This is a genomic window from Asaia lannensis NBRC 102526 (assembly GCF_024054035.1).
Classification (GTDB): Bacteria; Pseudomonadota; Alphaproteobacteria; order Acetobacterales; family Acetobacteraceae; genus Asaia; species Asaia lannensis.
The window spans coordinates 137,024-162,214 of sequence record NZ_JAMXQU010000005.1; the positions used below are offsets into that span (position 1 = coordinate 137,024).

The window sequence follows — 25,191 nt, forward strand, 5'->3', positions numbered from 1 at the left end:
CCTATGGACGCGTGCCATACCCCCGGATCGTCCTTCCGGATCGTCTCCGGGGGGATTGCCTCAGGGCGACGGGTTGGAAGGACACAGGGACGGACTATGCGTCTGTGAGAGGGACGGTTGCAGAGCGCGACGCAAGGCCGGATCGGCGTCGGCGTCATAGCCGAATACTTCCCAGCGCAGGGCCATATGCAGAGCGATTCCGAACAGGGGAGCGATCAGAATGACCCAGAAAATCTGCATTCCGAGCGCGGTATAAAGCGTAGGCAGCGCCCACATGCTCAGCGTTCCGCTGAAGCCCGCGACGAAATTGGTGAAGCCGATGCCTGTCCCGCGCAGTTCGGTAGGAAAGCTCAGGGTCGGATAGACCATCTGCTGGCAACCTAAGCCGAAGCCCTGTGCAAAGAGGAACAGCGCGAAACCAGTGATGACAAGCACGATGCCGGTCATGTTATGCGGCATGCCGGTCAGGGCCAGAAGCAGGATTCCTGCCACCTGCATGGCATAGCCCGCCAGCGTAATCGGGCGTGAGCCAAAGCTGCGCGTCAGGCGAACGCCCAGTAATCCACCCGTGAATGCGAATACGAGGTTGAGCACGATCGACACGCCCAGAACCTCTGTGCGTCCCAGATGAAGCATGGTCGATAAAAGCCCCGGCAGGCCGAAGGCGATGGCCGCATAGGACGTGGCGCTGACAATTTTCATACCGATGACAAGCACGGTGCGCTTGAGCAGCGGTTTGCGCAGCAGGGCGAATGCGCTGGGCGGCGCGGGGCGGGTTGGCGCAACACTGATATGCAGCACGGGATCGATGCCATGTGTGGCACGCAGGATCGCTGCGGCTTTTTCCAGATCGCCATGACGGGCAATCCAGAGCGGTGACTCACTCATATAGCGGCTGCGCACAAGAATAATGACCAGCGCAGGCACAGCACCAAAGCCGAGCGACGCGCGCCACAGCCAGTCTGGATGGCTGGCGGGAATAACCGCATTGAGCGCAAATACCAGAATGAAGCAGGCGGAAGACGCCGCGTACCAGGTGGGGCACCATGCGGCTGCGCGACCGGCCTTGCTGCCTTTTCCCGACATTTTGGAAAATTCCGAGAGAAAGGCCATGGCAACGGGCAGATCCATGCCCACACCGAACCCCATGGCAAAACGCGCCAGAATAAGAATGCTTGCCGTCGGGGCCGACGCAGCCACAAGGGCTGCAATTACAAAGCAGGCCATATCGGCCATGAAAACGGCATAGCGACCGATGCGATCGGTCAGCCAGCCACCCATGAGGCTACCGATGATCGTCCCGGCGCTCATGGCAGCAGCCACCATACCGGTTTGAGAGCCGGTCAGTCCGAAATGCTTCTGCACATCGCCTATACCGTAGGACAACGTAGTCAGATCGTAGGCATCCAGAAACACGCCGCCCAGAGCGAGCAGAACGATGATATTGGCATGCCCCGTGCCTGTCGGCCCACGGTTGATGAGGGCAGCAATATCATCGGCGGAACGTATGACCGGGCGGTCTGCGGAAGAGGGGGGCGCGGCACTCATGATCGGACCTCTTCGTGAAGGCGGTTGAGTACGGGAGACAGCAGGTCGGCCAGATGACGTGCGACGGATTGCGCATTCTCTGTCACTTCGGGCAGGCCCATCAGCTCACCGAATGTGCCGCGTGAAAGCGGCCCCGCCACAAGGATGGAGGGCACGCTATCTTCACCGGCAAGGGCATGATGATCGGGGCCGGTATGCAACCCCAGCCCCGAAGGATCGGGCTGGAGGACACCTTGCGAAACGAGATCGCGCAGGAAGGGCGTATGGGACACAATGCCAGCATGATCTGGCCCGGTCGTGTTGATGACATGATCGACAGGGTTTCGTGTCGGCTGGCCGCGTCGTGGTGCGATATGCAGGACAAGACCATCTTCTTCGGCTTCGACCCGGACGAGACGCGCTGCCTGAAGAGAAAGCGTGCCATCCGCAAGGCGCTGTTCGATCAATGCATCGATCTGGGGGGCGATACGAAAGCGATGCACGTCCCAGAAGGGGCGCAGGTGCCGTATCAGTCTGCGTCGTTCTACAAGATTAAGGGCAGACCAGAGCACACGTCCCTGTTTGCGCGTTGCATCGATAATTTCATGCCAGGACAGATCGGCGTGATCGTGCAGGGCCTGACGCACATGCCGCAGCAGGCCGCGTGCCGTCAGTGCGGGTGCAATGGGCAGAACCTCGGAAAGCGCCGAGGCCTCGGCGGCATGCGCACGCGGGCGCAATCCGCGCCGTGAGAAAGCCAGAACCGGACCGGTATGACCGCGTGCTGTCAGACTGGCGATGACATCGGCCATGGTGAGGCCTGTGCCGATAATCGCCACGCGATCCTGCGTCCCGATACGTGACAGCGCATCATCACGCCATGGATTGGCGATGACCCGCCTGTCCTGCGCCAGCGCCTGAAGCGGCCCCGGGAGGGCCGGTGCCGGATGGGTGAGGGCGATAACGAGACGCTCGGCCTGTATCGTCTCGCCATCGCTCAGCATCACGCGCCATCGTCTGTCGCGCGTGACCCCTGTTGCCTGATCGCGGATATGTTGCAGACGACCGGTCTCAAGTGCCGGGGCAATACGCGCCGCAAGATAGCGACCGAACTGCGCTCTGGACGGGTAAAGATCGCCAGAGGGCAGAAAGGCGTCAGGATCGGTGGCGGAGAGCGCGTCAAGATCGAGCCATGCGCGGAAATCCCCCGGCACGCCGGTATCGAGGCTCATGCGCGCGGCCGGAACGTTGATCCTGTGCTGCGGGTCCTGTGTGCCATAGGCAAGACCTGCACCCAGCTGGGCACGCGGCTCGATGATCGCCACCTGGCCCGGCCCCAGGTCGGGGCGCAGTTTCAGCAGATGATAGGCCACCATGGTGCCGGTTGCCCCACCACCGATAATCACCACGGCAAAGGGAGGTGTCGTCTCGCCCATTATGACGCCGCGACCCGTCCGGGCCTGTGGCTTCCGGCAATGGTTTCACCGAAAGGCCCCATATTGCTGCTGGCCTGCTGCGTCCGCACGGGATGGGCTGTGGGCAGCAGAGGTAAAACCAGTTCGCCGAAGCGATAGGCCTCCTCAAGATGCGGATAACCCGAGAGAATGAAGCTGTCGCATCCTGCACGACGGTATTCGTCCATGCGCTCGGCAATGGTTGCCGGGTCGCCAACCAGCGCCGTCCCCGCGCCGCCGCGCACCAGCCCGACACCGGCCCAGAGATTGGGGCTGATTTCGAGCTTGTCGCGCCGACCGCCATGAAGTGCGCTCATGCGCGACTGTCCCACGGAATCCAGACGCGCGAAAACCGATTGGGCCTCGGCGATGGTGCTGTCGTCGAGTTTGGAAATCAGCCGGTCGGCTTCGGCCCAGGCTTCTGCGGTCGTCTCGCGTGCGATCACATGAAAGCGTATGCCGAAACTCACCTCGCGACCGGCCCTGGCTGCGGCCTCACGCACGCGACTGATTTTCTCGCGCACGAGTGCTGGAGGTTCGCCCCAGGTCAGATATTTCTGTACACGTCTTGCGGCGATATCGATCCCGACATCGGAGGAGCCACCGAAATAGAGCGGCGGCCCGTTTTTCTGGTGAGGTGGAAAAAGCAGACGGCCGTCTTCGATGCGAAAATGCGGTCCCTCATGGGCGATTGTTTCGCCACGCAACAGGCGGGAATAGATATCGAGAAATTCGTCCGTAATGGCGTAGCGCGTGGCATGATCGTGAAACAGCCCGTCACCGCCGTTTTCACGCGGGTCACCGCCTGTCACGACATTGATCAGCAGACGCCCCCCCGAAAGACGGTCAAGCGTGGATGTCATGCGTGCGGCAAGGGTGGGGGATTGCAGACCGGGGCGCACAGCCACGAGAAATTTCAGCCGCTCCGTTGAGGTCACGAGGGCCGATGCGACCACCCATGAATCCTCGCAGCTACGCCCGGTGGGCAAAAGCACGCCATAATAACCAAGGGAATCGGCCGCACGTGCGATCTGTTGCAGATAGGGCAGATCGACCGATCTTCCCCCCTCGCTTGTTCCCAGATAGCGGCTGTCGCCATGGGTCGGCAGAAACCACAGGACATTGATCTTATCGGGGGTGCCATCCGGTTTCTCATTCGGGGCGATATGGGTGTTCACGGTCATGGCAGTGCGGCCTCTTTGCTCAGGGTCTTGTCTTGTGTCGGCGCGGCTGGCGTCGGCGAGGTTGAGGTGCTCGGGTCGCTACGCACGCCGGAATGGGCCTTATGTCGCGCGGGCAAGGTCCCGGCCGAACGATAGGCGGCGGCGGGATGGGTGTCTGGCAGACGATCGCGCCCGGTCAGCCGATGGCGTAGCGTCTCTCCCGGTTTGGCTGCCGGAGGCAGCCTGCCGCGTCTGCGCAGCTCCGGGGCGATCAGGCTGGCATAATCGTCGAGCGTTTCGAAGCTGTGATACTGGCGCAGATTGATGCCATCGATCCCGTCTTCGTCGAGCCAGGTCTCTATGGCATCTGCAATCTGCCCGGGTGTGCCGGCGATGAAGAAACGCCCCTCATCGAAGCTCGCGATCTGGGTCAGCGCTGCGCCGATCGTCTGCTCGGTGCCGAAGCGTCGCCCCATATTGCCGAGTTCGCGCCCGCTCTGTGCCAGTGCTTCGCCAATGGTCAGTGAGGGGTCGAACTGCCGCAGGTCGATTTCGGCCTGCGCATGCACCAGAGCGCCTTCCACACTGTAAAGCCTGCGATAGCGCGCGAGTTTTTCCTTGGCTTCCGCTTCTGTCTGCCCGGCAATCAATCCTGCCATCACATAGAATTTCAGCTCGGACGGGTCGCGTCCTTCTGCTGCTGCGGCAGCGCGTGTGCGGGCTATATGGGCGCGGACTTCGTCCTGTGTGCGTCCGCCGATAAAAACGGCCTCGGCATGACGCGATGCGGTTTTCAGCCCACGCGGTGAGCCCGTGGCCTGAAACAGCACTGGCGTACGCTGCGGTGTGGGCTGGACCAGATGGGGTCCCTCAACGCGAAAATGCGTCCCTTCATGGTCGATATGGCGTACACGTTCGGGGTCGGCGAAGCGATCGCCGTCACGGTCCTGGAGAATGGCGTCGTCCTGCCAGCTGCCCTCCCAGAGTTTGTACAGCACATCGAGATACTCATCGGCACGGTCGTAGCGGCTGTCATGCTCCAGCTCGCCATCGAGGCCGAAATTGCGTGCGGCATTGGGGAGGTAGGAGGTCACGACATTCCACCCCACGCGCCCGTCAGTGAGCAGGTCGAGCGTGCTCATACGGCGGGCAAACGCGAAGGGGGGCTCGTACGTCGTGGAGAACGTGGCCGCGAAACCCAGTGTGGTGGTGACGGCGGCCATGGCAGGAATGAGCGATAGCGGGTCGAGATTGGGAATCTGGAGTCCGAGACGTAATGAGGCATCGAGCCCGCCGAACCTGTCGTAGATACCGATGACATCAGCCAGGAAAATCGCATCCATCCCGGCAGCTTCCGCTTTTCTGGCCGTCTCCAGCCAGAATGCCATTTCACCGAAACGGTGACGCTGATTGCCTTCCTCACGCCACAGGCCGTGCACGATATGGCTGACGCAGGCCATTTCGAACAGATTGACGTGAAGTGTCTTCGGGCCTGAGGTCGCTGGCGTTGGTGTGGACTGGCCGGTCATGCGGCATCTCCCACGTGCTGTGCCTGACGACGAAGCCCGTCGCGATAGGGCGTCCACAGCCTCGTTCCGTTCAGTGCCACATCGCCCAGTTCGCGCTGTCGCTGGGCCGCTGGATTATGCGAGGCAAGGGTGCGCGCATTACGCCAGTGCCTGTCCAGACGGCGTGTTTCAGAGGTTGCCGAGGCGCCCCCGACTTCGAAAAGCGTCGTGGCGGCTTCGAGTGTCTGTTCCGCAATGATCTGCTGCGCCTTGAAGATCTCCTCCTGCGCTTTTTCAATGGCGTCGTCATCGTGCCGACCGGCAAGATAGAGTGGCTCGATTTCCTGCAGCGCCTGCGCGCCACGGTCGGCCAGCACAGCAGTGGAATAGGCAAGAGAGGACAGGCGACCGACGACGCTCTGCACGATCGGGTCGTTTTTCTGCACCACCTTGCCCGGCACACCGAACACGCGCTCGCGCGGGCGGACAAAATCCAGCGCGTCGCGCAAGACGGCCTGCGCGATGCCGGCCAGTGTGGTGTTGTGAAACTGCTGGTAATACGCTCCCAGAAAAGGCTGGCTCGGCGGGGTATCTGCTGGCGCGCGTTCGACGATCTGCTCGGGTGAAATGGATACCTGCTCGAACAGGGTGGTGCCACTTCCGGTCAGGCGCTGTCCGAAACCGTCCCAGTCATCGAGGCGTGTGACGCCCGGCGCATTGGCAGGCACAAGCACGCGCACCCTGTCACCGGCAAAGACCGCCCAGACGATGATCCAGTCGGCGTAGAGCGTTCCGGTGGAATAGTATTTTCGTCCGTTCAGCGTTAATCCGGACGGGGTTTGCGTTACCTCTGTTGTTACGCCGGTCTCGTTTGCGCGCTCCGCCATGGCGGCACCGAAAATCCGGTTTTCCGTAATAAGTCCTCGCCATTTTTCAGCCTGAGGCAGACCGGCGCGCAGAGTCTCCACAAAGGCGAAATGAGCACGGAAGATCTGAGGAATATTGGAATCGGCGCTGGCCAGATCACGGAGGAGGCGGAAGCTTTCCGAGAGCGTCAGCCCTGACCCGCCGAACGCAGGATCGAGGCGCAGGCGTCCGAAACCTGCGCGGGCAAGTGACGAGACGGCCTCGAAGGCTGGCTGTCTTTCACAGTCGCGTTGCGCTGCATCTCGAGCAATAACGCTAAAAATATCTGTGAAACTCATCTCGCTCTTCCCGCGTAAATGCTGGATTTTCAAAAAACAACTTACAAATTTCGTTGTTATTTCGGTATAACAGAATGGATTCCGTCGTGATGTCAACGAGGATTCTCGTTAAATTCGTTAATCACATCGCCCAATCGTTAATTGTCGGGATGGGAGAGACCTTGCAAAGGCGGCTTTCGAGCCGCTTGTCCGGACTGTCTGTGGGGTGCTTTCGGGCGGGAGGCCTGCACGCTAGAACGGAGCGTGGGCAGGATGTCCGGGCCCGAAATGTCGAGGAGTATTCATGACGGGCGAGGCCTATCTGGAGGAGTGGAAAGCCACACTCTCACGGGCGACCGGGGCGCTATATCTCGCCATGGTCGAGGCCATTGCGCATTCGATACGCAAGGGGACCTTGCAGGAGGGCGAGAAACTCCCGCCACAGCGGGTCATGGCGGCGCGGCTCGGCACCAATCTCAGTACGGTGACGCGGGCCATAGGTGAGGCCCAGAAGCGTGGCCTGCTCGATGCCACGGTCGGACGCGGTACATTCGTCAGGATCAATGCGGGCGATGGATCGTGGCGCCAGGCTGGGGGCAGCGTGGTCGATCTGACGATGAATTCTCCTCCCCTGCCGCACAATCCATCGCTGCAGTCCATGATCCAGGGCGAAATGGCTTCGATTTTCCGTCATCAGGATGTGCAATCGCTCATGTCCTACAGGGTAACGGGCGGTACGCTGCAGGATCGCCAGCTGGGGACGACATGGCTTGCCCCGTTGCTGGGGCGGCGACGGGCCGATGAGGTGCTGATCGTGCCCGGCGCGCAGGTGGCGCTTTCTGCAATCATGAGCTCGCTTGTCAGACCGGGCGAAGCAATCGTGACCGATTATCTGACCTATCCGGGCATGCGATCGATCGCGGCGCAGTTCGGTTATGTGCTGATCGGTGTGGAGCATGACGACGAGGGCATGAACCCCGAGGCCCTCGATGTGCTTTGTGCCCAACACCGCCCACGAGTGCTTTATTGCACACCCACGCTGCAGAACCCGACCACGGCGACATGGTCGACGTCACGGCGCGAAACCATACTGGCTATTGCCAGACGTCATCAGGTTCAGATTGTCGAAGACGATCCCTACAGCCTGCTTCTGAAGGCGCCACCACCGCCACTGGCGGCACTCGATCCTTCGCGCGTGATTTATGTGTCGACCCTTTCCAAGGTTCTGAGCCCCGGTCTGCGCACGGCTTATATCGTACTGCCCGGTGCAGAGATGACGCGCCGTATCGGCTCCGGTATCAGGGCGATCTGTCAGGCCAAGGCAGGTCTGCTCGATGCGCTCGTCTCGCGCTGGATCGAAACGGGTCTGGCCCAGCGTTGCCTCAAGAGCATACGCGATGAACTGACCCAGAGGCATCATGTTCTCAAACAGGTCATGGGCCCCCATATCCGGGATCGCTCGCCCAGCCCGCATGTCTGGCTGCCTTTGCCGGAGTGGTGGAGCAGTGCGGATTTTGTGGCGTTCGCCAGAAGACAGGGGCTGGCTCTGGTGCCGAGTTCGGTTTTTGCCGTAACCGGTCAGTCACCCGCTGCGGTCAGGATTGCTCTGGGCAGCGTTGCCGATCTTGAAAGCCTCAGGGACTCGCTGATCAATCTGCGATCGGTGCTCGATTATCGTCCGGCAGTTGGATTTTCGGATATCGTCTGACCGGGACGATAGGAATAACGATCACGAAAACGAGAGCAAAAAGGTGACTGCGGACAGTGTGTTAGGACTAGTCTCTCACATTGTCCTGAGATTCCATCCATATTGTATGGATATATATCCTACTATCGGCGTAAAGATTCATGAATGAACCGATTGTATGGATGAGTGTTCCATACAATATTTTGCATTCCAGGCCGGTTTCATTCAGATTGGCCTCATCGAATAAGGCCCAGTCAGTTTGTGGCGGGCTGTAAACAGAGACAGGCAGGACATGGAACGGCCCGTATCAGTGGCCGTATTCATTCCAGCGTGGAGAATGACAATGAGTGTACAACTCGCCGATCAGACACTGGAAGTTCAGGAAGCTGCCGCGCAACGTCGTTTGCGCTATCGTATGGTTGCCATGCTCATTGGTGTCCTGATGTTCCACGTCTGTCTGGCATGGGCCATCGCCGGAACATCGGTCGATATGCAGGATCACTTCCACACCAATTACTGGGCGCTTGGTGGCGCATTGTTGTCGGCACTTTACGCCGTTTACAACATGAGCGTTTCATAAGGCACTCTCGCAGACGCGTCATGGGCAGCAGCCATGACGCGCCCGTACAGCTGTTCATAGCTGTTAATCATCCTGTCATGGGTGAATGCCTTCATGACACGCCCTCGTGGCACAGCGCGGTCTATCGTCATCGCCGCAGCAATGGCATCTGACAGCGCGTCGATACAGCCCGGTGGGGCATAGCGACCGGCTGCCTCGCCAATAATTTCCCGTACCGCTCCCTGTTCGAACGCTGCTACGGGCAGGCCGCTTGCCATGGCCTCGACGGCGACGAGCCCGAAGGGCTCATCCCAGCACGGGGTGAAGATCAGGACCGACGCCATGCGCATTTCAGTGGCAAGCGCATCCCCCGACAGCACACCGCCATAACGCAGGTTCTGGTCGAGATAAGGGGCGATTTCCTGATCGAAATAGGGCCGATCTTCCAGATAGCCGAAAAGCCGGAGTGGCACACCAGTGCGTCGGGCCGCCTGTACGGCGAAATGCGGTCCCTTGTTGCGGGAAATGCGTCCGCACCACAGGGCATGACCTTTTCCTTGCGCGCTCCATGGCCATAGAGACGGATCGATTCCGTTATGTACCACAAGGCTCTCAGGAAGAGGGGTGTTTCCCCACCATGAGATATTCTGCCGTGCCGATGTCACGGTCGCGAGATGCGTGGCGCACAGACTGTCACGCACGACACCATGAATGGCGTCATAGGGCGGAACATGCAGCGATGTTACGCAGGGCTGACCTGTATGCTTCGCTTCCTGCAGAATGAAACGATGCAGCGAGTTGTTATGTACCACATCATAGTGTCCCGAGAAAATGCGATGCCGCACTGCGCCGAACTGTGTGTCCAGTATCGTGTAGAGCTGCGGGTGAGGGCGGGTATTTTCCCAGGGATAATCGCGGTCGTAATGCACGGCCATGATCGGATCGACCGTAAAACGTGGATCGCTGTCGCCTGAGGCGAAAAGCGTAACCTCATGCCCTCGTGCCATGAGGCCCTGAGCGAGATGAAAGCTATGGGCTTCCATCCCTCCCTTGAAAGGCTCGGCGATAGGGTGTCTCGGATGCGCGACGAGCGCGATACGCAGGGGACGCGTCATTCAGCGGCAATGGCATGAGGGGATGCGTTTGGGAGGTCGACGGGCAGGATTTCCGGAGGCACGGTTTCGGACGCTTGGGTTTTCCGGCGTTGTTCGAGCAGGCGGATGACGGAAGCCGTATTGGCATAGGGCTGATGGCTCTGCTGGCCGGTCAGGGCCAGATCGGCGGCATCGGGCATGCGCAGGATACGTATTGCCTGCCCTGGTGTGTCGTCGATCAACCCCATGAGTCTGAAAGCATGCAGCCAGTGCCCCATGGTGCGATAGCCCCATTTCTGTTCGAAAATCTCGGCGTTGCGTATCACCGATTCAAGGTGATGGACGGGCGGCATATGGTGGGCATGATGCTGATGATAGACGCGTGCGCCATTGACCCAGGCCAGCACGCCGCCGGACAGGGTGAAGCCCTTGGCATAATCCGTATCTTCTCCGCCATAGCCGATATAGCGCTCGTCAAAACCGCCCGTCCTGAGAAAGCGTGCGCGCGTCACGGCAAAATTGAGCGACCAGAAACAGCGATAGTCGCTGCAGGGTTCAACCCCGTAAGCCGGTGGACCGCGTCTGTCGGAATGCCGCTCGCATACGGTCTCGAACCCTTCATAGGTCCATCCGGAATCTGCTGCGCCTGCCGGAAGATACATGACCTCTCCCATCAGAAGCCCATCGCAGGTTTCCAGCGCATCGCGATAGTCGCGCAGACAATGCGGAGCCGGAATACAGTCGATGTCGAGAAACACCAGAACCTCGCCCTTTGCTTCCTCCGCAGCACGGTTTCGCGCCGTGGCAAGGGTGAGGGCCTGCGGGTCGAGCAGGATCTGACGCACAGGAAAGGGTACTGACGGAAGGCCCTCATAGGGTGTGTCCTGCATGACGGCGATAATGAACTCATCGGGCAGAACGGTCTGTTTTGCGAGGCCGAGCATCATGTTGACGAGATGGGCAGGGCGGCCCTTGGCAAGGGTGAGCACGGAAAGCGTGTTCATATCAGGGGGTATTCCTTTGCAGGGTAGCGGGAGGGCAAACGGGTGATCCATCCCATAGCCGGGCGATCAGGCCCTCGATCCACTGGGCCGTGCGTGCAGCAGGCATTTCGTCGATTGCTGCCCTCTGAAGATCCGGATCGTGTCGCCGATACGTCTCTTCGAGCGCTTTCGCCCATGCAGGACCGGAGCCGGGCAGGCGGGGGAGCGTGACAGCCATTCCGGCGCTTTGCAGACATTCGGCCTTGCGATGCTGTTCGTCGAAGTAGCGCCATTCCGGTATGGCGAGCCAGGGTTTGCGTGCCGAAAGGATCTGCTGGCAGGTCGTATTACCGGTGCTCGACACAATGCAGTCTGCCGCGGCGATATAGTCGAGGGCATTCGCGACCCATCCCCGATGGACGATATTGCCCGGTTCTGTGGCGTGCCACTCGCGCTCCATGGCACCGATCGTGACCCAGAGCGCTTCCGGGCGGTAACGTGCCCCGACAGAGAGCGGCGCGAGTGTGAAACCCGAACCGCCGCCGCCGGACATGACAAGGATCATTTCCTGGTCGGGTGCGACACCGATGCGCGCGCGCGCCACCTCTTTTTCCGGCAGGGGGTCGGACAGGCCGAGCCCGCCCGCAAAAAAGATCTGCCTGCGACGTTGCTGTGTCCACTCGGGCTGGGCCAGGCGTTCCGAAAAAGGCGCGAGCAGGCCTACCGCGCCGTCATACGCTGCCTGATGGCCCTCATCATCACGATCGCCATGCTGGAGGATCTTGATATGCGGCACGCTGCAAATGCGGCTGAGCTGGGCAATCTCTGCCGAAACATCGCAGATCATCAGGGCGGGATCGGCTTTCGCAAACCAGTTTGCAATGTGCCCCATGGCTTCTCTGATGCCTGGCCAGCCCAGAGGGGCGCAATGGAGCGTGCGCGGCGTGGGCTGATCGGCCATGGCGGTGTTTTCGGCACCGCTTGCTTCGAAGAGCGATGGAATGACGCTGAGCGTCACATGTTCGGGCAGATCGGGAAACAGATCTGCGCGTGCGCAGAACAGACGAACAGGACGTGTCGAAGGCAGGGCGCTGATAATGGCAAGACAGCGTTCGGCGTGACCACGGCCCTGATGATGCACGAAATATCCAATCGGTCGGGTCATGCGGGTAGCCCCCCGAGAGTGATGGGGTGTCTGTCTTCCGTTATGCCGCGCAGACCTGTTATCGGCAGAGTTTCGGGCAGAAAACTGGAGAGGCCAGGTAAAAGCTCCGCAACGGTTCGGCGGAGGGGAGCAATCTGGCTGATGCGTGCCCGTATCAGATCGCGATAGAAAAGCGTCGATTCATGGGCGTAACCTTCCCAGCCAAGCGCAGGCGCAGCACGTTGTGCAGCTCGGGCAAAGCCTTGCCAGAGCGTGGGTGTGTCGAGCATGCGCAAAAGGGCATCGCAAAGAGCCGTAGCAGAATTCGGAGAGACCAAGAGGCCATGGCCCAGCATGCGTATGATATCGACCGGACCGCCGCGATCGGTTGCAATGACCGGGAGGCCGACGCTGGCGGCTTCGAGCAGGGTCAGACCGAAAGGTTCATGACGTGCAGGATTGACGAAAACGCCATGATTTTCGGCGGCAAGACGGTACAGCCCCGCAACATCGTGCGCGGTGTGAGAGGGTGGGAGGGCAAAGACGGTCTGTAAACCGTATGAAGAGCGTATCTGCTCAAGTCGGCCAATGACACGGGCATCTTCGCTTGCAGGATGCAGAGCTTGATGCTGACCGCAAAGGATGACCAGATTGGCGCGTTCCTGCAGGTGCTCGCTACGGGCATAGGTTTCGGCAAGAAAAGCGAGGTTCTTCTTTTCGACCGGGCGCGCAATGGCCAGAATGAGCGGACGATCGGGCTGGTTGAGATAAGGCGTAAGAAAGTTGCGCCCATGACTGGTTGAGGCTGGGGGCAGTGTTGGCACGCCGGGAGCGATCATGCGCAGGCTCCTGGACGACAGCGAAACACCGTAACGCGGCACCTGATGCGCGGCTTCGTCACGCGTCGAGACGATAACGCCATCCGCGTGATCGAGCGCCTCGCGTTCACGATCGATGCGGGTACGCAAGGCAGGGCAATCCGTTCCGCCTGCCATGAGTTTGTCGATACCCAGAGCGTGGGGCGTATAAATAACCGGTGCGCCGCTCATTCTGGAAAGGGCCTGCCCGACGAAAACACCGTCGGAAAAATGGCAGTGAATGGCGTCGAAATGCAGGTCGGCCTGCTTTGCGAAATGGCACAATGCGTCGGCAATTTCCGGCAGACTGGCCAGAGCTTCATCTTTTTCACGATAAAGTGCGCCGGGCGGCCCCAGGCGCAGAATTGTCACCTTTTCCGAAATCTGTTCGATTGCCTGATCGTGTATGAGGCCAAGCGCCTCATTTCGGAATCGTCTTGTTGCGATGGTCACATGGTCGACATGATTGCATGCCGCCTGAGCCTGCGCGGCTTCGAGCACATAGGCGATATGACCGCCTGTGTCGGGGGTGATTCCGTAGAGTACCGGGGGAGCACGCAGGCATCCGCCCAGCGCAATGTGGAGGATATGCACGTGTCACCTCGCCTGTGGAGCGGTGTAACGTCTACAGGAGAGATCGGGTTTCTGGCCGCTGCGCAGGAAGCATGGACGGGCAGGGCCATGTGGCAATCACGCGACAGGGGTTAAGAAGCACTGGATCGGGTGGTGGGTTGGAGTATTGCTCGCCGTTGGCTGGGAAGACAGGAAACTGGAGACTTCACGTTTCATGTTGAGAATATTTGCTGACGGGAGACACAGCCCCGGCTGCAGCGATCCGTGCGTGCGAATTCGCTTGGCTGATCGCAGACGTTTTCCTGTCAGTCGCGTCGCGCTTTCGAGCTGAGGGGGCAGTGTCGTGTGTAGCCCAATTACAAGAATACCGTCCCGCAATTATGTCAGTTTGAGCGCCCTGTTGGTTAAAACGCGATCTTTACTGTTTCAGCGACGAACGGACCGCGCGCAGGGGAGCAGGCACGAATCGCTTGGCATGCGTGATCGGACGGACAGGTTTCTGAGCAGGAGATATTTTCATTGGGGATGTTGGCGGCCCATTTGTTTTTAGTAAAACCGGATAGTTCCCTACCGAAAAGAATTTATCTGTGGAAATGTCAGGTGCCCGATGTGTCTATTATTACGCGTACATGTCTAAATCTATAGGATTGGCAGATATGTCATGAACCGGGTTGCCAATGCCTGATCGATGATTATGTGCATTAAGACGACAGACGCTTCGGCGTTCTAATTGCTTGTAAGGTGCAGTCACCCCTTGGTTATGCTTCAGTCTATCGATGCAAAATTGACAAGCGCCGCTATGTTTCTTGTTGTCCAGCTCGATCTGGAACAGAGAAACGCCGTGACAACAGTCAGGAATTTGCTGGGTGACCTCTCTGCACTTGTACGCGGGGTTGGTTTTCGTATTCCCGACGGGCAGTTATCCTGCGTGACGGGTATAGGGTCGGATGCATGGTCCCGCCTGTTTCCCGGGCCGCGTCCAAAAGGGCTCCACCCCTTCCAGCCGATCGACGGTGTGTATCACGCGCCTTCAACACCGGGTGACCTGCTATTCCATATCCGTGCGACGCGTATGGATTTGTGTTTCGAGCTTTCTGCAGCGATCGGGAGCCGTCTCGACGGGATCGGTCAGATCATCGATGAAGTTCACGGCTTCAAGTATTTCGACGAGCGCGATCTGCTCGGGTTTGTCGATGGCACCGAAAATCCTACCGGGAAGGTCGCTGAGGATTCGACGCTGATCGCGGCAGAAGACCCGGATTTCGCTGGCGGCAGCTATGTGATCATTCAGAAATATCTGCACGACCTGAAAAAATGGAATGCTATTCCTGTCGAAGTGCAGGAGCATATCATAGGGCGCAAGAAGCTTTCCGATATCGAACTGAGCGATGCGGAAAAGCCGAGCTACGCCCATAATGTTCTGACGACGATCGAAGAGAACGGCAAGCAGCTCCAGATCCTGCGTGACAACATGCCTTTCGGAAATGTCTCCAAAGGCGAATTCGGCACGTTTTTCATCGGTTATGCGTGCGATCCCGCACGGATCGAGAAAATGCTGCAGAACATGTTCATCGGTAACCCTGTCGGCAATTATGACAGGATCCTCGATGTCAGTACCGCAGTGACGGGCGGGTTGTTCTTCATCCCCACGTCCGGTTTTCTGGATGGCGCGCCGGATTTCGACACGGCTGCCGAGCCGACGACCGCCTCACCCTCATCATCCGGTTCCTCTTCCGCTTCGGCGGGATCGGGCTCTCTGGATATTGGCTCGCTCAAGGAAGATGCCTGATATGAATAATCTTCATCGCGAACTTGCCCCGATTTCCGACGCCGCCTGGGCGCAGATCGAGGCGGAAGCAAAGCGCACAATTCGCCGGCATCTGGCGGGGCGTCGCATTGTTGACTGCAACGGCCCGCATGGCAACGATTTTGCGGCGGTCGACACCGGGCGTCTCAACGGGTTGCAGAACCCGGCCGATGGCATCACGGCGGCATTACGCGACGTGCAGCCTCTTGTGCAGTTTCAGGTGCCGTTTACGCTCAAGCGTACCGAGATCGACGCGGTTGAGCGTGGCGCCCTGGATTCGGATTGGGAGCCGGTCAAGATTGCAGCGCGCAAGATTGCCTTTTGCGAGGATCGGGCGATTTTCAGTGGCTATCGGGCTGCGGGTATCCGGGGGCTGCGCGAGTCTGCAAGCGCAGATGTCCTGACCCTTCCTGAAGATGCCCGCGACTATGCGCAGGTCATTTCCGAGGCGCTGAACACATTGCGTCTTTCCGGTGTCGGCGGTCCCTATTCGATCGTACTGGGGGCACAGGCCTATCTCGCTGTCACGAGCGGTGACGATGAGGGCTATCCTGTGCAGAAGCATCTGGAAAGTCTGATCGATGGCAAGATCATCTGGGCTCCCGCAATCGAAGGGGCGTTCGTCCTGAGCGGGCGCGGCGGCGATTATGCCATCGAGATCGGAGAGGATTTTTCGATCGGATATCTCGACCACACGGCCGACGCCGTGCGTCTTTATCTGCAGGAAAGCTTTACGTTCCGCGTGCTGACGACTGAAGCCGTTATTGCTCTCGACATGGCGCGCGGAAATAAACAGATAACCAACTAGTCTGGTTGTAAATATAACATGGAGCATAGGCGCAGCATCACTGACGTCATTCTTCCCTGTTACATGAAATCTATAATCGAATGGAGATAACATCATGTCCAATCACGCTATGCCCCACGCTGCAAGCTCCCTCCGCGATCTGGCTCGCAAGGCAATCGACTACCCGAAGCTCCTGACAAAGGAAGAGCTTATCCGGCTGGCAGAGCATGTGCTGAAGAGCGGTGAGCATGCCACGCCCGAGGAGCATGAAATTGCAAAGAAGACGCTGCATAATCCCGAAGGCATGGAAGGCGCAGAGATCTCGAAGATGGGCGTCGTAAGCCTCAAGGACAAGTAATACCTCTCACCGGTCCCGCTGGGCCGGTGGAGTAATTCCCGCTCTGATTGGCACACTTGGTGTCCAATGGAGCGGGGGTGTCATGGGCAGGTTAGGCTCGTTGAGCCAATCTTCGCGTCTTATTGCTTACTGCGTAATAGAATATCGATCGGGGCACGCCCTTTCAGATAGCCAAGACCGGTGTCTCCGGGTGGGAGGGTGACATTGTCGTGCAGAAGGCTGTGCCAGGTGCCCTGAAGTGATAGTCTGGTATCCGTCAGCCCCTGATGCGCTACACGCAAGGCATCGTCCGGTGAAAGAGCCAGGGTAAGGCGAGGGGCGATGACGAGGCAGGCATTGCCGGCCTCCTCGCGCATGAAAATAGTAAAATGCTCGGATAATGGCCCCGTCGGTGTGAGTGACAGGTAGCGCCCGGCACCGAACAGACCGGGCAGGTCCAGACGCAATGCCAGAACCGTCTCGATAAGGGATTGCTTGACGCGCCCCGTCTGCCACTCTTCACAGCTGCTATCGAACGAGACACCGTCATCCAGAAGTCGCTCATGCAGTGCATAATCGACGGGCCGTCTGTTGTCGGGATCGACAAGACTAAAATCCCAGCATTCCCGACCCTGATAAAGATCCGGGACACCCGGACTGGTCATGCGCAGCAAAGTCTGAGTCAGGCTGTTCAGAGCGGCCGCATTACCGATACGCGCGACATAACTGGATAATTCCTCTCTGAATGGTGACGAGAGGCAGCCACGTGCGAAGTCCAGACAGGCTTTTTCATAGGCATCGTCAGGATTACTCCAGCCTGTTCTCGATCCTGCTTCACGAAGGGCTTTTGTCAGGTATGCATCGAGGCGTTCCGGCAAGTCTTTGAATTCATCTTGCTGAAGTGGCCAGGAAGAGATCAGGGTCTGGAAAATGAAATAGGCATCGGCAGGCACCGGGGAGGGACCGTGCGATGTCTTTTCGAGCAGACTGGACGTGCGGTCTAGCCAGCCTTGGGCGGTTTGCGGCCAGGCGGCTTCAGGCTCACTGAGAACCATCAGGCGCGCGCGTCCGTCTTCGCCCCGCTTGTGGTCATGGGTTGCGGTCGTCAGCAGGGCAAGAGGATGGTTGGCAAGACGTTCACGGTTCATGGCATGAAATGCGGCAATCGGCGCTGCAAAGCGATCGGGGCTACATCCGACATCGTTGCGCGATAACAGGCGAGCATAGCGATAGAACGCGGTATCTTCTCCGGCTTTCGCTGTGAGCGGCGCTGTCAGATGCTCGAAGCGCTCCAGAATATCCTGACGCATCGTCGTGTCGATGCGAGCGTCGGCAAAATACTGGCAGAGCTGATCGAGGATGTTATGCTGATAGAACGGCAGGATCTGTTGTGCAGCAAGCCTGGCCTTGTCGATGGCCCTGAAATCGGCCCCTGAATCGCCCCCATCTGCAAAATAGCTGCGATAAACCGGAAACACGATCAGCAACGCACGCAGAGCAGCGGCGAGGGCATGGCGCGTCAGGTCGCGGTGAAGCGGGAATTCACCGGCAAGCAGCCCAACCAGCGTGTCGAAATCGCCAGCAAAGGATGTATCGAGCTTTTCCTGTCGCGCAACATGCTCAACATTCTCGAAATCGGCATCGCCCATTTCGGCCCAGAATGCGGTGATCGGCGCTTCCCCTTGCGGGTCATGCAAGAGCAGGTCGACCTGCTCGAGGTAATCATACCCCGTCGTTCCTGTTACCGGCCATTCAAGCGGCAGGATCTCGCCTTTTTGCAGGATTTTCTCGATGAAGAACGGTGCCTGCTGACGCAATGCTTCGGGGCGCTGTCCACGCAATGTATCGAGCTTAGCCCGCAGGCGGGTACAGTATTCGGCAGGGCGTGCCAGCCCATCGACATGATCGACGCGAAGTCCGTCAATCAGTCCGTCACGATAAAGGTCGAAGACGAGTTTATGTGCGTCGTCAAAAACATCGCGACGGTCCATGCGCAACGCGACGAGCGATGTCACATCGAAAAAGCGGCGCCAGTTGATCAGATCGCCCGCCACGCGCCACCAGGCGAGGCGATAATGCTGGGCATCGAGAAGCGCCTCGAAACGCTCGCGGCCGGGTTTGGTATGAGGGTCGAGCAGGCCGTGTATCCGCTCGATGAGCGCTGTTCCGTCGCTCGATAAGGCAAAGGCATTGTCTATGGTCTGTGGCGCGGGGCCGTCCGCATCCATCAGGAGCGCGGCCTCACTCTCGGGTGAAAGAGGGAAGCGCTGCTCACCATAGAAGAGCGCTATGGCTCCTTGACCTGTTCGGAAAGTCTGGCCGTTGGGAGTGGTCCCATCAAGGGGTGCCTTGTTGAAATCGACCTTCAGTTCACCTGCATCGAGCAGATCGACCAGGGGCGAGCCGAGAAACGGGAGGAGAACCTTGTGCCGGAGGCTGGGTTCGGCAGGTGACCAGTCGATATCGAAATGCTGGGCATAGGCGCTGGTTTCGCCATTGCGCAGCACATCCATCCACCATCCGTTATCCGGGCCGACACCCATATGATTGGGTACGATATCCAGAATCAGCCCCATGCCTTTTGTGCGCAGCGCAGAGACGAGCCTGCAGAGCCCCTCCAGACCACCGCGGTCGGGATCGATCCTGTGGCAATCGATGGTGTCGTAACCGTGCATGGAGCTAGGCGTGGAGGCAAGAAGTGGAGAGGCATAGAGATGGCTGATGCCAAGGCCCCTGAAATAGGGGATCAGGGGAATTGCCTGATCGAAGGTGAAATCGCGATGAAACTGCACACGCAATGTGGCGGTCAGCGGAAGGTTTTTCATGCGCTTTTCTCCAGTCCGGCCACAAGACTGCCGGGTGGCAGCTCTTCTACTGTGCGTCTTGCTGCCGAGCTATAGAGCAATGTCTCAGGCTCATCGATTTTGCAGGTTTCATGCTCGGACAGATTGAGGGCGATGGAGAGGATCGTTCCATCATCGAGTGTCCAGCGCGCCAGCACCGATTTGTCGCCGATGACGGTGGCGCCGATGCTATGAACATCGTTCAGTCTGGGCACGAGCCAGCGCTTGCGCAGGGCAAGAAGCGTATGCGTGCGATCGAGCCAGATGCGGCCGTCAAGTGTTGCCCTCTCCTCACGATCCGGACGGGAATGGTCGAAAGTCGAAAGGGCATTCGGGTCAGGGATGGTCTTGCGCTTTTCCGGATCCTGGAACGACGCGAATTTCGCAAATTCCTTGCGTCTGCCCTCTCTCACCGCATCGGCGAGTTCGTCGTGAAAATCGCAGAAGAACAGGAAAGGTGTCGTGCAACCCCACTCCTCGCCCATGAACAGCATGGGCACCATCGGGGAGAGAAGCAAAAGGGCATAGACGGCATGAAGGGCATCGGGTCTGGCGAGCGAAATCAGTCTTTCGCCCAGGGCGCGATTACCGGTCTGGTCGTGATTCTGCAGAAAAAGAATGAATTTCGTTGCGGGCAGATCGCCGCTTGGCATGCCGCGCTTTTTGCCTGAATATGGATTGACCTCACCCTGATAGGCAAAGCCCTCATGCAGGACACGTGCCAGGATTTCTGTCGGGTTATCGGCGAACATTTCATAATAACCCTCCTTCTCGCCAGTCAGCATGACATGCAGGACGTTATGACCGTCATCGTTCCACTGCGCAGTGTAGCCGTCGCGCAAAAGTCCTGCGTCGTTATTCTCGTTTTCAAGAATGAGATGGACGTAACGACCGGGTTCGACCGTCTCATTCACGCGCTGGCGCAGCTTGCCGAACCACGCATGGTCTGTAATGGCTGAGGCAGCGTCTATGCGTACGCCGTCAAAGCGGAATTCCATGAGCCAGTAGAGCACATTGTCGATAAAGAAATCGGCGACCTGAGGTTTGGCGAAGGCAATGCCTGTGCCCCAGGTGGAATTGTTTTCCGTATCGAAAAAATCCTCCGCGTATTCGTGCAGAAAATTCCCGTCCGGTCCGAAATGGTTATAGACCACATCGAGAATGACCATCATGCCTTTGGCGTGAGCCGTATCGACAAGACGCTTGAGAGAATCCGGGTCGCCATAGGCCTGAGTCGGTGCGTAAGGCAGCACGCCGTCATAGCCCCAGTTACGCGTACCGCCGAAGCTGTTGACCGGCATGATCTCGATAGCGGTGATCCCGAGCGCCTTGAGTTCGTCGATCCTGTTGCGTACCCCGTCAAAGCCGCCCATCAGACCGGCATGCAGCTCGTAGATCACGGCTTCCGTCCAGGGGCGACCGTTCCAGTCTGTGGTCTTCCATTGATAGCTTTGCGGATCCGTCACCACGCTCGGCCCATGCACGCCGTCCGGCTGGTCTTTGCTTGCCGGATCGGGAACGGCCAGATCTTTGCGCACACGATACATGTAGCGCGCATTGGAAGCGCATTGCGTGTTGAGCACGAAAGTACCGTCCGCTTCGCGCGTCATGGGCTGGGGTGCTTCGGACTCGATTTCGAGACTGACCGTTTCACAGGATGGCGCCCAGAGCGCGAAACGGGTGGTTCCGTCGCTCTGGGGGGTGGCACCGAAACGGGTCGGATAGAGATACGCTTTATGCATCAGTGCCTCCTGTCGGGGGATGATCAGCTATGTCTCGGAACGAGATACAGCACGGCGAGAGGAGGAAGCGTCAGAACCAGAGAATGTTCCATGCCATGGGCATTTTCCTGCTTCGTCCAGAGCGGGGCGCTCTGCGTTACACCCGATCCGCCGAACTCGGTACGGTCGGTATTGACCTGCTCGACCCATTCTCCACCCCATGGCACGCCGATGCGATAGGCATGATGAACGACAGGTGTCATGTTGCAGACCACCAGGACCGGACGAGCCTCCGGAGCTTCGCGCAGCCAGGCGAAGACGGCGTTTTCCGTATCGTCCGCAATGACCCAGCGGAACCCGTCCTGATAATAGTCATGGGCGTGAAGGGCGACCTCCTGACGATAGGTCCGGTTCAGCAGTGCCACCGTATCGTGCACACCACGCCCCAGCGTATCGCCAAGCCTGTGCCAGGCGAGTTCGCGATCATTGTGCCATTCCTCCCACTGGGCCATTTCACCGCCCATGAAAAGCAACTTCTTGCCTGGATAGGCCCACATCAAGGCAAAATAGGCACGCAGATTGGCGTGACGACGCCAGTCATCGCCGGGCATGCGCGACAGAAGCGAGCCTTTGCCGTGAACGACCTCGTCATGCGAGAGAGGCAGAATGAAGTGCTCGGTATAGGCATACACCATGCCGAAGGTCAGGTTCGAACCATGGTGGCGGCGCCATAGCGGATCTTCCTGCATGTAGTGCAGGGTGTCGTGCATCCACCCCATGTTCCATTTGAACCGGAAACCGAGCCCTCCTGTTTCTGGAGGCGCGGTGACGCCGGGCCAGGCTGTCGATTCCTCGGCAATCAGGGCGGCATCCTGACAATAATCGCGTATGATGCCCGAAAGCTCGCGCATGAAGCTGACAGCTTCGAGGTTCTCGCGGCCGCCATAGATATTGGGGCACCATTCTCCATCCTTGCGGCTGTAGTCGCGATACAGCATGGAGGCGACAGCATCGACACGCAGCCCGTCGATATGAAAATTCTTCAGCCAGTAGAGCGCGCTGCCTGTCAGGAAATTGCGCACTTCGGTCCGGCCGAAATTATAGATCAGCGTGTGCCAGTCCTGATGATAGCCTTCTCTCGGGTCGGAATGCTCATACAGATGCGTTCCGTCGAAAAGGGCGAGACCGTGGGCATCGGCAGGGAAATGCGCAGGCACCCAGTCCATGATCACACCTAAGCCCGCCTGATGGCAGCGATCGACAAATCGGGCAAACTCGGCGGGCGTGCCATGACGCGATGTCGGCGCATACATGCTTAGAGGCTGATATCCCCAGGAACCTGAAAAAGGATATTCGGTGATCGGCATCAGCTCGATATGGGTAAAACCGAGTTCCGTTACATAGGGGATGAGCCTGTCGCCCAGATCGTTCCAGCTTATGTAACCGGTAGAGCTGTTGATGCGCTGCCAGGAAGGCACATGCAGTTCGTAAATCGAAATCGGTGCGCCGACCGCCTGACGTTCCGCACGCTGCGCCATCCAATCGCCATCCTGCCACGCATGTTCGAGCGGGGGCGCGACGATGGAGGCTGTTGCGGGCGGCAATTCGGCATAGCGCGCATAGGGATCTGCCTTGGCCGGAAGGACGATGCCCCCCTGTGCCATGATTTCGAATTTGTAGCGCTCTCCCGAGCCTATGCCGGGAACGAACAGCTCCCAGATGCCGGCGCCATGCCTCAGACGCATCGCATGACGTCGCCCGTCCCAGATATTGAAATCCCCGATAACCGAGACGCGATGGGCATTCGGCGCCCATACGCTGAAACGCACACCCGAAACGCCTTCGACCTCGCAGATATGCGCGCCCATGATCCGGTCGACATCGCGATGATTGCCCTCGGCAAAGAGATACAGGTCCAGATCGCCGATCAATGTGCCGAAGCTGTAGGGATCGTGCGTTTCCTGCCATCCATCTGCCCATAGAATGCGCAGGCTGTAACGCGGCGAGGTTGCGGCGATGGTGGCGCTGTAAATGCCGCGCTCGTCGATGCGCTCCATTTTTTTCTCGAGCGGCGGTTTGTTCCTGCGCTCAGCGACAAGACGCACTTCCACGGCATCGGGATAGAAGACGCGGACAACGGAGCCGCGTCCCTGACGATGACGCCCAAGATAGGAAAAAGGGTCATGAGCACGGCCCTCGACGATCTCGTCGATAACACCCTGCTCCTGAGGCGCAATGGCCTGCGCCGGAGGCTGGGACAGTTCAGTGTCGGTCATTGAATGTTTAGTCTCGCCTCAGGAGAAGGAATATAATCAGGCTGACGTGCCGAAACGTGGCAGATCGGTGCGTCCCAGCCCAGGGTTGCGCGGCCTGCTTTGCGGCATTCTTGCCGTTCTGGTGAAGGCAGTATTGGGGGCAAGAGGCATGCCCAGATCGCCCAGACGGGGAGCAATCTCACCGTCTCCTGCGTGACGGGTTGGGGCACGCCCCGCCATTTCAAGCAGGAGCCGCGCATAATGGGCGGCTTTGCCGTGCCAGGAAACGTCATGCAGTGAGCCATTTCTCTGCAGGCGCGCCCAAGTGGATTTCTGCCGGAACAGCTTCTGGGCATGTCTGATGGCCCGATACAGGGCATCGCCCTGCGTCGGGGAGAACAGAATGCCGTTGGCCACGCCCTCCTCGATCGCCGCCGCATTGGCATCGACGATGGTATCCGTCAGTCCGCCCACACGCGCTGCAATCGGCACGGAACCGTAACGCAGGGCATGAAGCTGGGTAAGGCCGCAGGGCTCGAAACGTGAGGGAATGAGGGAGGCGTCCACTGCGGAATGCAGCCTGTGCCCAAGCACCTCGTCATAGCGGAGATGGCAGACGAGATTGCGCGGATAGGCAAGCTGCAGAGCGCGGAAAGACTGCATGATCTCGGCATCGCCCACACCCACCACAGCAAGCTGGATGTTTGCCTGGAAAAGACGAGGTGCGATCTCGGCGAGGATATCCACCCCTTTCTGGCGTGTCAGGCGGCTGACGATACCCAGAAGCAGGGCATTGGGGTCCTGTGGCAGGCCGAATTCGGCCTGAAAGACGCGCTTGTTGGCACGACGCCCCGCAATATCGCCTATCGCATAGGGGAAGATTACGGACGGATCGGTCAGGGAATTCCAGTCATGCAGATCGATGCCATTGAGAATGCCGTGCAGATCTGCTGCGCGTGAGCTCAGCAGGCCCTCAAGGCCCATGCCGTTTTCTGCTGTCTGTATTTCTTCGGCATAGGTGGGAGAGACTGTGACGAGACGATCGGCAATCTGCAGCGCTGCCTTGAGGTAGCCCACCTTGCCGTAGAATTCGACGCCATCGACGGCAAAAGCGCGGTCAGGCAGGCCGATACGCGCCAGAAGCTCGTGTGGGAAAAGGCCCTGAAACGCCATGTTGTGAATGACATGAGCGACCGGAGGGGCGGGTAGTTGGTCATAACGCAGATAGGCAGCGACCAGTCCGGCCTGCCAGTCATGGGTCATGACGGCATCGGGGCGCCAGCTGGCAAGGCAGCCCTGCGCAATGCAGGCCGCCACGCGGGACAGCACGGCGAAACGAAGATCGTTATCGGGCCAGTCGCGCCCGTCAGGGCCAAGATAGGGTCCGCCCGCCCGGTCGTAGAGCTCGGGCACCTCGATGGCATAGAGATGATGGCCCTGCGCTTTTCCCTCCCAGAGGATGGCCCTGTAGCCGAGCATGTTTTCGAAAACATAGGCTTCGGTCTTATGGGTGAGTGCACCAAGGACCGATCTGTATCCCGGGAGGATGGAGCGCGTGCGCACGCCGTGATGACGCAGGGCATTGGGAAGCGAGGCAGCGACATCGCCCAGCCCGCCTGTCTTGACGAAAGGGAACATCTCCGCCGTGACAGAAAGCAGCTGCAGATCTGTCGGAAGCGCAACGATCTGGTCTGTAGGCATGGCGAGC

At 59.1% G+C, this 25,191-nt stretch carries 18 protein-coding genes; 5 read left to right on the forward strand and 13 right to left on the reverse strand.

Annotated features, from left to right (window positions below):
* Window positions 1–60: 60 nt before the first annotated feature.
* The 5 genes from NF685_RS08740 to NF685_RS08760 form a co-directional block, all read right to left on the reverse strand.
* A complete protein-coding gene (locus NF685_RS08740; RefSeq protein ID WP_252849348.1) occupies window positions 61–1,548 on the reverse strand; it encodes an MFS transporter in 1,488 nt (495 codons plus the stop codon).
* On the reverse strand, window positions 1,545–2,963 hold the full coding sequence (locus tag NF685_RS08745) for an FAD/NAD(P)-binding protein (protein WP_252849349.1): 1,419 nt from the start codon (window positions 2,961–2,963) through the stop codon (window positions 1,545–1,547). Before NF685_RS08745 ends, NF685_RS08740 begins: the two co-directional genes overlap by 4 nt.
* Window positions 2,963–4,165 carry an FMNH2-dependent alkanesulfonate monooxygenase gene (ssuD, locus tag NF685_RS08750; protein WP_252849350.1) on the reverse strand — a complete coding sequence of 401 codons (1,203 nt, stop codon included), beginning with the start codon at window positions 4,163–4,165 and terminating at the stop codon, window positions 2,963–2,965. The genes NF685_RS08745 and ssuD overlap by 1 nt, the downstream gene beginning before the upstream one ends.
* Complete coding sequence (locus NF685_RS08755) at window positions 4,162–5,604, reverse strand: NtaA/DmoA family FMN-dependent monooxygenase (protein ID WP_373317823.1); 1,443 nt, start codon at window positions 5,602–5,604, stop codon at window positions 4,162–4,164. The genes ssuD and NF685_RS08755 overlap by 4 nt, the downstream gene beginning before the upstream one ends.
* 65 nt (window positions 5,605–5,669) lie before the next feature.
* Entirely contained in the window at window positions 5,670–6,857 is a 1,188-nt protein-coding gene (locus NF685_RS08760; protein ID WP_252849352.1) for an acyl-CoA dehydrogenase family protein, read from the reverse strand.
* Between the two features lie 283 nt (window positions 6,858–7,140).
* Here NF685_RS08760 and NF685_RS08765 point away from each other — a divergent pair, with 283 nt between their 5' ends.
* On the forward strand, window positions 7,141–8,544 hold the full coding sequence (locus NF685_RS08765; RefSeq protein ID WP_252849353.1) for an aminotransferase-like domain-containing protein: 1,404 nt from the start codon (window positions 7,141–7,143) through the stop codon (window positions 8,542–8,544).
* Window positions 8,545–8,866: 322 nt separating this feature from the next.
* Window positions 8,867–9,103 (forward strand): hypothetical protein, encoded by a 237-nt coding sequence (locus NF685_RS08770; RefSeq protein WP_222548153.1) that lies wholly within the window; start codon window positions 8,867–8,869, stop codon window positions 9,101–9,103.
* Here the strand turns inward: NF685_RS08770 and NF685_RS08775 are convergent.
* Genes NF685_RS08775 through NF685_RS08790 form a run of 4 tightly spaced genes read right to left on the reverse strand, consistent with a single transcriptional unit; the run spans window position 9,082 to window position 13,754 of the window.
* Complete coding sequence (locus NF685_RS08775; RefSeq protein WP_252849354.1) at window positions 9,082–10,197, reverse strand: glycosyltransferase; 1,116 nt, start codon at window positions 10,195–10,197, stop codon at window positions 9,082–9,084. The two genes, NF685_RS08770 and NF685_RS08775, sit on opposite strands and share 22 nt — an antisense overlap.
* Complete coding sequence (locus tag NF685_RS08780; RefSeq protein WP_252849355.1) at window positions 10,194–11,180, reverse strand: glycosyltransferase family 2 protein; 987 nt, start codon at window positions 11,178–11,180, stop codon at window positions 10,194–10,196. The genes NF685_RS08775 and NF685_RS08780 overlap by 4 nt, the downstream gene beginning before the upstream one ends.
* A 1-nt stretch (window position 11,181) precedes the next feature.
* Window positions 11,182–12,324, reverse strand: coding sequence for a hypothetical protein (locus tag NF685_RS08785; protein ID WP_252849356.1), 1,143 nt, complete (start codon window positions 12,322–12,324; stop codon window positions 11,182–11,184).
* On the reverse strand, window positions 12,321–13,754 hold the full coding sequence (locus tag NF685_RS08790) for a glycosyltransferase (RefSeq protein ID WP_252849357.1): 1,434 nt from the start codon (window positions 13,752–13,754) through the stop codon (window positions 12,321–12,323). The genes NF685_RS08785 and NF685_RS08790 overlap by 4 nt, the downstream gene beginning before the upstream one ends.
* Window positions 13,755–14,532: 778 nt before the next feature.
* Between NF685_RS08790 and NF685_RS08795 the strand changes: the two genes are divergently transcribed.
* The 3 genes from NF685_RS08795 to NF685_RS08805 all read left to right on the forward strand — a co-directional run bounded on the left by NF685_RS08795 (window position 14,533) and on the right by NF685_RS08805 (window position 16,685).
* Window positions 14,533–15,522, forward strand: a complete 990-nt coding sequence (locus NF685_RS08795; protein WP_373317822.1) for a Dyp-type peroxidase — start codon at window positions 14,533–14,535, stop codon at window positions 15,520–15,522.
* 1 nt (window position 15,523) lies between these two features.
* Window positions 15,524–16,348: a family 1 encapsulin nanocompartment shell protein gene (locus NF685_RS08800; protein ID WP_252849359.1), complete on the forward strand. Its 825-nt coding sequence runs from the start codon at window positions 15,524–15,526 to the stop codon at window positions 16,346–16,348.
* 94 nt (window positions 16,349–16,442) lie between these two features.
* Window positions 16,443–16,685, forward strand: coding sequence for a hypothetical protein (locus tag NF685_RS08805; protein WP_222548146.1), 243 nt, complete (start codon window positions 16,443–16,445; stop codon window positions 16,683–16,685).
* A gap of 119 nt (window positions 16,686–16,804) precedes the next feature.
* Here NF685_RS08805 and treY read toward each other — a convergent pair whose 3' ends face one another.
* Genes treY through glgA form a run of 4 tightly spaced genes read right to left on the reverse strand, consistent with a single transcriptional unit; the run spans window position 16,805 to window position 25,184 of the window.
* Window positions 16,805–19,489, reverse strand: coding sequence for a malto-oligosyltrehalose synthase (gene treY / locus NF685_RS08810; protein WP_252849360.1), 2,685 nt, complete (start codon window positions 19,487–19,489; stop codon window positions 16,805–16,807).
* Entirely contained in the window at window positions 19,486–21,249 is a 1,764-nt protein-coding gene (treZ, locus tag NF685_RS08815; RefSeq protein ID WP_252849361.1) for a malto-oligosyltrehalose trehalohydrolase, read from the reverse strand. Before treZ ends, treY begins: the two co-directional genes overlap by 4 nt.
* A 23-nt stretch (window positions 21,250–21,272) precedes the next feature.
* The gene (gene glgB / locus NF685_RS08820) at window positions 21,273–23,504 is read right to left on the reverse strand and encodes a 1,4-alpha-glucan branching protein GlgB (RefSeq protein WP_252849362.1); all 2,232 of its coding nucleotides are present in this window, start codon (window positions 23,502–23,504) and stop codon (window positions 21,273–21,275) included.
* Between the two features lie 36 nt (window positions 23,505–23,540).
* Entirely contained in the window at window positions 23,541–25,184 is a 1,644-nt protein-coding gene (gene glgA, locus NF685_RS08825; RefSeq protein WP_252849363.1) for a glycogen synthase GlgA, read from the reverse strand.
* Window positions 25,185–25,191: the final 7 nt, after the last annotated feature.